Source organism: Rheinheimera sp. (genome assembly GCF_020217005.1).
Classification (GTDB): domain Bacteria; phylum Pseudomonadota; class Gammaproteobacteria; order Enterobacterales; family Alteromonadaceae; genus Pararheinheimera.
Genome location: NZ_JAIWOI010000320.1, coordinates 1 through 10,000, shown reverse-complemented (window position 1 = coordinate 10,000; position 10,000 = coordinate 1). Strand labels below are relative to the sequence as shown.

Below are 10,000 nucleotides of genomic sequence, written 5' to 3'. Positions count from 1 at the left end.
AAATTTCGGTGAGCTACTTCTAAACGCTCAGCGCGAACCGATCAAAATCAGCAAAAACAATAAAGATGCTGTTGTCGTGATGTCTATGCATGACTACCAGGCGCTAGAGGTGATGAAAGCGGATTACCTTAAACATTGCTTCAAATCTGCGAAAGAAGACTTAGCAAAGGGTAATGTTGTTGACGGCGAAGAGTTTCTTAGCGCTCTGTAACCACTGAAATGCAAAAGAAAAGATACAAATTAAGCAGCCTGGCTCAGACTCATTTACAACAAATCAGACACTACACGATTCAAAACTTTTCTGAGTCGCAGTGGCAAAAGTACAAAGCAAGCCTGATATCTGGCTTGCAAATGTTAGCCGATAACCCGGATTTAGGCAGACCTTGCCACGACATCTACCCAAACGGATTCTATTTCCCCATTGGCAAACATACAGCGTACTTCACAAAAGAATATGGCTTTATTCTGATAGTTGCAGTGTTAGGTCAACCACAGTTGCCGCAAAAACATCTGAAGTAGAATTGCGAGCACTCCAACCCTTTGGTAGCGAGCCTTACCCTACATGTGTTTTCGTTTGATATATAAAAACGTTGAGCGTCAAAGGGTCGGACAGCGACTTATAGTGGTTCTGTATTGCCAAAACCATGATGTTTGGACATTTGGAAGAAGATAATGAACGTAACGACTTCACTCATGCTAATAAAAATCACAGCGCTGACGTTTGGCTGCTTCATCAGTTGACAGAGTTTTTCCCATTCAGGGATGGAGACAGCGAAAAAATCATCGACATCGCAAAATACATCCACTAACTTGTGCATAAACTATCAGTGGATATGAGACTGCATTTGTTCGGAAGATCCGGTCACATAGAGAGCTCTTAGTTCAGATTTTCTTATCCCTAATCCAGGTTCATTGTTCTTTCTATGGAAAATATTACATCTATCCTCTCGAATTATGAGCTACGGGAAAAGCGGCGAGCGCTAGGTGGTATTTACGCCTTGGCTGGCTTTGACTACCAGTTGCGCCTTTACCTAGCTGAGTTTGCCGAATCTCTCGCCGGACAAGAGGCTAGTCTGAATGACGCTGGCAAGGTCTTTCTGGAAGCTATTTCTGATTTAGCCAAGCATGACGTGAATGGCAATTTAATTTGTATTCAGGTTAAACGCACTCTGACAAAAGACACATTGAAGGATGCTGCCGCCGAAATTCTGACTATCGAGCGGTTTCTGGCTACGTATTACTCAGATTTGCGTGCTCAGGTGAAATTTAATCTTATCGCCTCGCAAGGCAACTCTACAATCCAGTGGAACGACATTCCCTCAACGCACCCGGCACGCTCAACAATTAACGAACTTCTCAAGCAAGGACGTCTTTTATCTCCTCGCATCGAACCAGATCCATGGTGGCGAGCCATCGTTGCGGTATGGCGGCATCTAAAGGATCCTTACGCTTTTCTGCGCTTTGCATTAGATCGCGCTTTAAGCCGTGCACCGTCGGCTGCGGATGCACAGCGTATTCGCGATGATATATGCGAATATTTTGCAAAAAACCGACTGACACACGAATTGCCTGGACAGCTACTGACAGCCACAGATTTTCGATTGTCGCAACATCCCAGCCCATATCTAGAAGTTGGACGCGAAATCACGCTGACCCGGCTACGTGATCAACAGTACATGCAACGCGCCCATCGCCTGGATGTCTTGTATGCCAAGGTTCTCGAACGAAAAGATCTAAGCCAGCGAGACCTCAAGAGTGAAGCTCGAGTCTTCTGGCTGAGTGGTCGCTCCGGTGTTGGTAAGAGTGTGCTCCTGCTTCAGTCAGTTGAGCGTCTGGTTGCAGAAGGTTGGCGAGTACTTTGGCTTAAAGGGCAAGCCGAATTACTTGAGCCTGTTCTGCGATCCATTGCAGATGCACCTAATGAGTGGCGACCAGATTTTATTGCAATCGACGATCTTTACGACCGCAACGCGCGAAATCGGCTTGATCTAAGCCGCTTAGGCGCATTTATCGATGAATGCGACCAAAAAGCATGGCCAATGATTCTAACCTGCGGCCCAACAGAGTTTGCAGAATCCTTCAGAGAGGCTGCCACTTATCGTGGTTTTGATTTACATCTTGAAACTGTCGAAACCATTGCAACACACGAAGCTGCTGAGATCGAGGCTTGGTACACAGAGCGCACGGGTCAGACTGTACAGCGCGGAATTGCATTTTCTCAGGCAACCCAAGAAGACAATGGCTTGTTTATCTCGCTGGCTGTGGAGTTGGCGCACGGTGATCTTAAAGCGTTTGCCCAACGTTTCGGTGAACGGGTTCGCCTCAATGGCCTCGATGAAGCCCTTTATCTCCCCTTAGCGCTGAACCGTCTCTATCTGCGTGCACCCTATAACTGGCTAACCGAAAACGACCGCGAAAAGCTAGCAACACTAAATAGTGAAGGCGATTTTAGCCTACTAGAAGCCGGGGAAGAAGGCCAAATAGTTCGCCTCACACATCCGCATTTAGCCAACGAGCTGTACCTTTCCTTGCGCAAGCCTGCAAATGACATAGCCTATACCCATGATCTGGTTGGCGTTTTCCGGCGTGCGTTAACCGAAAACGATTTCGGCTTAGTTACTCAACTGCTGCGCTTGTTCTCTGGGCGCGAACAAGGGCTTGCTATAGAACGACTAAATATCTTAAACCACCCTCTTCTCGCGAAGCAGTGTGCTCAAGCATGGGCCGAAAAGCACGCACAACTGACGCTTGATGCAGATTGCCAGGCAGATATTGCAACCAGTTGGGCATGCTGGTCAACGGCAGCCCCCAGCATTAGTCAAACCCTCGGTCCAGATTTACTTGCCAAAGCACTAACATACTTAGCCGCGGCCTATAAAGCTTGGTCTGTATGCTGGGGACATTTAGTTAATCACTATCCCAAGCATAGTGAGCTACTTACCTGGGCCTCAGAGCATCTAACTGATGCTTTAAGGATGAGCCACCCTACATGGTCTTATGTTTGGGAGCGATGCCTACAAGATGATCCTGATCATCATCATATCTGGAGCAATATTGGACTGGATTGGCTGCAGCGTCGGTTACGACGCCCTGACTGGCACATCGTTTGGAAGAAGCTTTTACCTGTGGATGATGAGCCGGACTGGAATAATGATCCTACCCTGATTCTGGGGATGCGTCGTTTACATGCAGAAAACGACGGCCCTGATTGGGCTTTTGTACTGCAAGATCTTTATGCTTTGGCAGATCTCCATAGTCCACAAGCTATCGAGCTAGCCAGCCTAGCTAAAGACTGGCTGGCCAGACATGAAAACGACTCCGAGTGGAATTATGTCTGGCGAGCCTTACTTAAACCTCATGAAGCTCAGCCTCAAGAACCGGAGCTCAGTAAACTGTTGCATCTTGGCGTCGACTGGTTGAAAGAACGTGAAGATATAGCAGGGTGGCCACATGTATGGCGAGATCTGTTGGAACAGCATGATGCTCAGCCTGGCGGGCTGGAACTCAACGAAATATTACGCCTTGGCGTTCTTTGGTTGAGAGGTAGGGAAGACAAACCCAAGTGGTCATATGTCTGGCGAACCTTGCTGGAGAAACATGATGCTCTGCCCAAAGAGTTGGCACTCAACGAGCTACTATACCTTGGCGTGGATTGGTTAAATGGTCGCGAAGACAATGTGGAGTGGTCGTATATCTGGCAAGATTTGATGAAGCATAGTGATACTCTGCTTTATGGGCTGGATTTCAACCAACTGTTGCGTCGGGGTGTTCATTGGTTGAAAGGTCGTGAAGGCAGCGCTGTGTGGTCATATGTCTGGCGAGACTTGCTGAGACAATGTGCTGCTCAGCCCAGGGAACTGGAACTCAGCGAACTGTTGCGTCAGGGCGTTCATTGGCTGGAAGGCCGAGAAGACACGGTCGAGTGGTCATATGTCTGGCAAGACTTGTTGAAACAATATGATGCTCAAATCGAGGGGCCGGAACTCAGCCAACTGTTGCGCAACGGCGTTCATTGGTTGAATGGCCGGGAAGATATGGCCGAGTGGTCATATGTCTGGCAAGACTTACTGAAACAATGTGATATTCATGTTCAGCCCGAGGTGCTGGAGCTAAACCAACTGTTACGACTTGGAGTTGATTGGTTAAAAGGGCGTGAAGACAGGTCCGACTGGGCTCTTATCTGGCAAGACTTGCTAAAACAATGTGATATTCATGTTCAGCCCGAGGTACTGGCGGTCAGCGAGCTATTACAACTCGGCGCGGAGTGGCTAGTAGGTCGAGAGGAAGCCGAAGAATGGGGTTTTGTTTGTGAAAAGCTACTAGAGCAAAAGTTCCACGCAGCGGATTTCACCGAGCGTGCTGCAGTTTGGCTGAACCACTCAAGAGATAAACCGGAGTGGCCACTACTGGCCGCCAAGTTCATCGCTGCGGCTCCGCTGCATAAAGCTTCAGTTGAATTCGCAGCAATTCTGGCGGAACGTATTGAAGCCTGCCCAAATAACGCGCACTGGTTCAGAACGATTAGTTTCGTCACAGATCTACTGATCACCACTGGGTTACCAATTGAAGTTACCAATTGGTTAAAAATTTTACATGGGCGCAGAGAATTACCTGCATGGGTAGAGGCTCGTCGCAGCCTGGACGAGGGACTTCCACTCAAAGGACGGGTTACTGCTCCTAAAGGCAAAAAAAGCTATGTCATTGAATTAGAGATCGGCCTGCGTGCTGCCTATTTAAATACTCGAGATGGCTGTTCAATTACTAAAGGGAAAGTGTACCATTTTTATGCACTTAAATTGATCCCAGAAAGGGACTTTATTCTGGTTGGATTGGATAAACATGCCGCACTGGATATAGGTAGAAGTTATGAAGGAAATGTCATAGATCAACAGTCCTATGGTCTGCTTATCGCCATCGAGGGACAACAAGGGTTACTTCACAAAAATAGTTGTTCAGACTGGATAAGCCTCACCAGAGAATTTCCTATCGGTAGTAATATTTGTGTCGAAATTCTGAAATCAACTGCAAAAGGGCTAGAGCTAGGTTACGCAGGCCCCGTATTAAAGACAGATATTGGAACCGAAAAACTAGTCGTTGGAGACACTTATAATGCCTGTGTTACAGGCATTAAGGAATACGGCATATTTCTTCGAATCGGTGCTCGTAGTGGGTTGCTTCATCGCGGTGCGCTACCAACCAATGTAGATATTTTGCGTAAATATAAAGTTGGCCAACAGATTACTGTTCAAGTGATGCAAATTATGCAGGACGGAAAAATTACTTTTGCACTACCTATAAATCAAAAGAAGGACCGATAGAATTTGTGCTTTAAGTTTAGTGTTTCAGCCGTATAACGCCTTAACTAAAAGCCAATGCTGCCGAAGGCGAACATCAGGGACGATGTGAGTGCAAATCTTTCATTAATAATTAGTCGACTTTCCAAGCCACTTCCCTTAAATTAGCCATCAAGCCTGCTAAATAAAAAAACGACCAACGAGTCAACACTAACCAGGCGTGATTAGTTTGTTTGACAGACCCCTTACTCTGTCCGTCCACGTAAAAGAAAATTAATGCTGTTCTGTGTAAGCAGAGCGGTGATTTTTGCTTTAAGCCTTATTGCGCCCGCAATAGGGCTTAAAGTTCGCACGTGCAAACTATGAGACCTTTATCATGACAAGCCAAAACACCCAACCAGAACTGCTGTCTGGTGGAGCCATGCTGATCCGCGCCTTAGCTGACGAAGGCGTAGAGTATGTGTATGGTTACCCCGGCGGTGCCGTGTTACACATTTACGATGCGATGTTCCAACAGCATCAGGTGAAACACGTACTGGTCCGCCATGAGCAAGCCGCGACCCATATGGCGGACGCCTACGCAAGAGCAAGCGGCAAAGCTGGTGTAGTGCTCGTCACATCCGGCCCAGGTGCTACTAATGCGGTTACCGGCATAGCCACTGCTTATATGGATTCTATTCCTATGGTAGTGATCTGTGGTCAGGTGATGAGCCATTTGATTGGCGACGATGCCTTTCAGGAAACCGATATGTTGGGTATTTCCCGGCCTATTGTGAAACACAATATGTCGGTTCGCCGCCCTGAAGATATTCCGTATTTAGTGAAAAAAGCCTTTTATATAGCGCAAAGCGGCCGGCCTGGTCCTGTAGTACTAGATATTCCCAAGGATATGACGATACCCAGTCAGAAGTTCCCTTATGAGTATCCAAAAGATATCAAGCTGCGCTCATACAACCCGAACGCCAAAGGCCATCCCGGCCAGATTAAAAAAGCCCTGACTACTTTGTTAGCGGCGAAAAAGCCTGTGCTGTATTCAGGCGGTGGCGTAATTTTAGGTCAGGCCTCAGAAGAGCTGACGACTTTAGCACGCAAGCTGAATATTCCGGTCACCAATACCTTAATGGGCTTGGGCGCTTACCCTGCATCAGACCCACAGTTTATCGGTATGTTGGGCATGCACGGCAGTTATGAAGCTAACCAGGTGATGCATAATGCTGATGTGATTTTTGCCGTGGGCGCACGCTTTGATGATCGTGTCACCAACGCCACCAAAAAATTCTGTCCGAATGCGACCATTATTCACATCGACATTGACCCGGCCAGCATCTCCAAAACCGTCAATGCACATATTCCTATTGTTGGCTTAGTCAAACCTGTATTGCAGGAAATGCTGCAGCAGCTGGAAAAAAATCAAGGTCAGTTGGATCAGCAGGCACTGGGGCACTGGTGGCAACAAATTCAGCAGTGGCGTGAAGTGCATGGCGGCCGCTATGAGCAAAGCGCGGCGCATTTAAAACCTCAGGCCGTGATTGAAGCTGTGCATCGCCATACCAAAGGTGATGCTTATGTCACGTCCGACGTAGGTCAGCACCAGATGTTTGCTGCTCAATATTACAAATTTGATAAGCCAAATCGCTGGATCAACTCGGGTGGCCTCGGCACTATGGGCTTTGGTTTACCAGCCGCTATGGGTGTCAAACTGCATTACCCTGAAGCTGAAGTAGTGTGCGTCACTGGCGAAGGTTCTATTCAGATGAATATTCAGGAGCTGTCGACCTGCAAACAATATGGCCTGAATGTAAAAATCATCAACCTGAACAACGGTTATTTAGGCATGGTGAAGCAGTGGCAGGATATGAACTATGACAGCCGCTATTCCAGCTCTTATATGGATTCCTTGCCTGACTTTGTAAAGCTGGCTGAAGCTTATGGCCATGTAGGGATTCGTGTCACCAAAGCCGAAGAGTTAGAGCCCGCTTTAGAACGTGCTTTTGCCCTCAAAGACAAACTGGTGTTTTTAGATATTCATGTCGACCCAACAGAGCATGTCTATCCAATGCAAATACCAGGTGGTGCTATGAATGAGATGTTTTTAAGCAAAACGGAGCGGACTTAAGATGCGGCATATTTTATCTGTATTGCTGGAAAACGAGTCCGGCGCTTTAGCCCGTGTTGTAGGTTTATTTGCCCAGCGCGGTTATAACATTGATTCACTCACAGTAGCGGCCACTGAAGACCCAACCATCTCACGTCTGACGCTGGTGACACGCGGTGATGATCAGGTCATCGAACAAATCACCAAGCAACTGCACAAGCTAATTGAAGTGGTCAAGTTGGCCGATTTAAGCGAGTCAGCTCATATCGAACGTGAACTGATGATGGTCAAAGTCAAAACCACAGCAGAGCAACGCGAAGAAGTAAAACGCTGCGCTGACATCTTCCGTGGTCAGATTATTGATATCACAGCCAATACCTATACCATTCAGGTGGTGGGTACTTCGGACAAACTCGAAGCTTTTATTCAGGCTTTAAACGGTACCCAAATACTGGAAACAGTCAGAAGTGGTGTGTCGGGCATTTCCCGCGGTGAGCGGACTTTAAGTTTGTAACAAGATTACTCTTGGCAAACAGGTATGGAGTAAGGTGAACATCAGCTTGCCTTACTCCAAATTGTTATTTACTCAAATACCACCAGATAAACAATAATGAAAAGCTGAATAAATAAATCAGACCTAACCAGGATAAGAAACGGATCCAGGGTTGCATCAGGTGTTTTTGCTGGCGGCGCATCAGGCGGTAATTCAGCCAGGCAAACACAGGGGTTGTTACAAAAGCCAGGCTCATGGCAAAGGTCAGCATAGGCCCAAGCGCAGATTTAAAAAACAAAATCACGGCCATACCAGAAGCCGCCTGTGCCAAAAGCCAATAGTTATAGCTATGTTTTCGTTCAGTTTTTTGCCAGCCCAAGAGTTGAAAAGATTCATTAATGGTTCTGGCATAACCATCCAATACGGTCAGGGTAGTACCAAACATGCAAAGAAAAGCCACTAAAGCCACCAACAGCTTTGACCAGTCGCCTATAGTGCTGGCATACATAGCAACAAACTGGCTGGTATAGGCTGCACCCGCTAACTGTACAGGCTGGTTTGAGCCATACTGCACCAAAGCCCCCAGTGATAAAAACACCAGAGCCAGTGCTGTGGTACTCCAATAGCCCAAGTTAAAATCAAACAAACCATTCTGTTTATTAACAGGGGTATGCTGCTGTTTGGCTTTCAGCCATAAGGAGTTAATAGCCGAAATTTCAATAGGAGCAGGCATCCAGCCCATCAGAGCCACCAAAAAACCTAAATACATCAACTGCCAGGGTGAAGGGCCAATAAAATCTGGCGCAGCGGTCGGGCCTTTGTTAAAGGCAATAATGGCGGCAGCCACTGTGGTGACGGTCAACAACACCATCACCGCTTTAGACACGCTGTCGAGCAGCCTGTATTGGCCCGCCAGTAAAATCAGTAAACACACCGCCAGCAGAATAAAACACAGTACTGCCAAGGATAACTGCATCGGCATAAAAAACTGCAGCAAACTGGCAGTCAGTAACAACACACCTGCTGTATTAACCACTGCAGCTATTAAGTTCAGCCAGACAAAACTTAATAAATAACCCCGGCCTTGCTTTTGATAACCTTCCAGTAAAGTTTCACCGCTTTGCAGACTGTACTCGACGCCAAAGCGGAAAAAGGGGTATTTCAGCACATTCACCAGCAAAATCAGTACCGCCAGTTGCCAGCCGAACAAAGCCCCGGCCTGAGTCGAAGCCACTATATGTGAGCCACCAATAGCGGCCGTAGCCAATAAAACACCTGGTCCTAGAGCTTTTAGCCTGCTGTGCCAGTGTGACGAATTTCCTTGTTGCATAAGTTTTTGTTTTTATATTTAAAAAGTCGTGGCCCAGCTTAGCCAAAGCCAAAGCGGAACACCATCGGGCCAGTGGAAAAACTTCAGAAGTCAGTCCTTCAGCTTGCCGCTTTGTGCCTGCTCTGGCATGCTGCGCGCATATTCCCTTCGTACTTGAAGCTGCAGCTTTGTTGCCTGCGTGCTCTCGCCCCAGTCACATAGGTTAACTATGCTCTTGGGGTCTCCCGCACTTGTCGCCTCACTGCAACTCCAATTACTTTGGGTAATACCTAAATAACGTCAGAGGAAAGTGCCATGAACGAAGAAGATTTAGAAGCACAGGAAATTATTTTTGAAGTGCTGGAAAACCAGCTGGCCGACAATAATCCGAAACAAGTGAAAGAAACGCTGATGCGTTTATGCATGACAGGTCACAGCAGAGAAGACGCGTTGGAGCTGATTGCCTGTGCTTTAGCGCCGGAAATGGAAGCGGTCATCGAACGCAACGAGAGCTTTAATTTACCCCGTTACATTGAACATCTGGCCTTATTGCCAGAAATGCCGTGGGTGACAGAATAATCTGATAGGCAGCTATCTGATGTTGGACGGGCGGGGATAAACCCGCCCCCTGCGACCCCATCCACAGACTAAAATCCAAAACCCGTGCATCACCCCCTAAGAGCGACTTTTAGGGTCGCCCGTCCGTCACTCCGCTGCGGCGCCAAGGACGCAGGATAAAATCCAAAGGCATTGGTGGTGCAGCAAGGCGACAAAAGAGTGAATCCCCGGGAACATAGTAAACCTATGTG

At 47.4% G+C, this 10,000-nt stretch carries 8 protein-coding genes; 6 read left to right on the top strand and 2 right to left on the bottom strand.

Annotation, left to right across the window (positions count from 1 at the left end):
• Both LDL40_RS15640 and LDL40_RS15635 read left to right on the top strand, forming a co-directional pair.
• Positions 1–211: type II toxin-antitoxin system prevent-host-death family antitoxin (locus LDL40_RS15640; protein ID WP_300996382.1), on the top strand; the 211-nt coding region annotated here is incomplete at its 5' end.
• Positions 212–219: 8 nt separating this feature from the next.
• Positions 220–519, top strand: a complete 300-nt coding sequence (locus LDL40_RS15635) for a type II toxin-antitoxin system RelE/ParE family toxin (protein ID WP_300996381.1) — start codon at positions 220–222, stop codon at positions 517–519.
• Between the two features lie 98 nt (positions 520–617).
• On the opposite strand, the gene LDL40_RS15630 is transcribed toward LDL40_RS15635, so the two are convergent.
• Positions 618–818 carry a hypothetical protein gene (locus tag LDL40_RS15630; protein WP_300996380.1) on the bottom strand — a complete coding sequence of 67 codons (201 nt, stop codon included), beginning with the start codon at positions 816–818 and terminating at the stop codon, positions 618–620.
• Between the two features lie 105 nt (positions 819–923).
• Between LDL40_RS15630 and LDL40_RS15625 the strand changes: the two genes are divergently transcribed.
• The 3 genes from LDL40_RS15625 (at position 924) to ilvN (ending at position 7,903) form a co-directional block, all read left to right on the top strand.
• On the top strand, positions 924–5,318 hold the full coding sequence (locus LDL40_RS15625; RefSeq protein WP_300996379.1) for a S1 RNA-binding domain-containing protein: 4,395 nt from the start codon (positions 924–926) through the stop codon (positions 5,316–5,318).
• A gap of 352 nt (positions 5,319–5,670) precedes the next feature.
• Complete coding sequence (locus LDL40_RS15620) at positions 5,671–7,410, top strand: acetolactate synthase 3 large subunit (protein WP_300996378.1); 1,740 nt, start codon at positions 5,671–5,673, stop codon at positions 7,408–7,410.
• 1 nt (position 7,411) lies between these two features.
• Positions 7,412–7,903: an acetolactate synthase small subunit gene (gene ilvN, locus LDL40_RS15615; protein WP_233009179.1), complete on the top strand. Its 492-nt coding sequence runs from the start codon at positions 7,412–7,414 to the stop codon at positions 7,901–7,903.
• A 64-nt stretch (positions 7,904–7,967) separates the two neighbouring features.
• On the opposite strand, the gene LDL40_RS15610 is transcribed toward ilvN, so the two are convergent.
• A complete protein-coding gene (locus tag LDL40_RS15610) occupies positions 7,968–9,212 on the bottom strand; it encodes an NRAMP family divalent metal transporter (RefSeq protein ID WP_300996377.1) in 1,245 nt (414 codons plus the stop codon).
• A gap of 294 nt (positions 9,213–9,506) precedes the next feature.
• Here LDL40_RS15610 and LDL40_RS15605 point away from each other — a divergent pair, with 294 nt between their 5' ends.
• Positions 9,507–9,770, top strand: a complete 264-nt coding sequence (locus LDL40_RS15605; protein ID WP_300996376.1) for a hypothetical protein — start codon at positions 9,507–9,509, stop codon at positions 9,768–9,770.
• The last annotated feature ends 230 nt before the right edge of the window (positions 9,771–10,000 follow it).

Excerpts from the sequence above, each read along its gene's own strand:
- LDL40_RS15635 (WP_300996381.1), top strand. The coding sequence starts at position 220 with ATGCAAAAGAAAAGATACAAATTAAGCAGCCTGGCTCAGACTCATTTA.
- LDL40_RS15630 (WP_300996380.1), bottom strand. The coding sequence starts at position 818 with ATGCACAAGTTAGTGGATGTATTTTGCGATGTCGATGATTTTTTCGCT.
- ilvN (WP_233009179.1), top strand. The coding sequence starts at position 7,412 with ATGCGGCATATTTTATCTGTATTGCTGGAAAACGAGTCCGGCGCTTTA.
- LDL40_RS15625 (WP_300996379.1), top strand. The coding sequence starts at position 924 with ATGGAAAATATTACATCTATCCTCTCGAATTATGAGCTACGGGAAAAG.
- LDL40_RS15620 (WP_300996378.1), top strand. The coding sequence starts at position 5,671 with ATGACAAGCCAAAACACCCAACCAGAACTGCTGTCTGGTGGAGCCATG.
- LDL40_RS15605 (WP_300996376.1), top strand. The coding sequence starts at position 9,507 with ATGAACGAAGAAGATTTAGAAGCACAGGAAATTATTTTTGAAGTGCTG.
- LDL40_RS15610 (WP_300996377.1), bottom strand. The coding sequence starts at position 9,212 with ATGCAACAAGGAAATTCGTCACACTGGCACAGCAGGCTAAAAGCTCTA.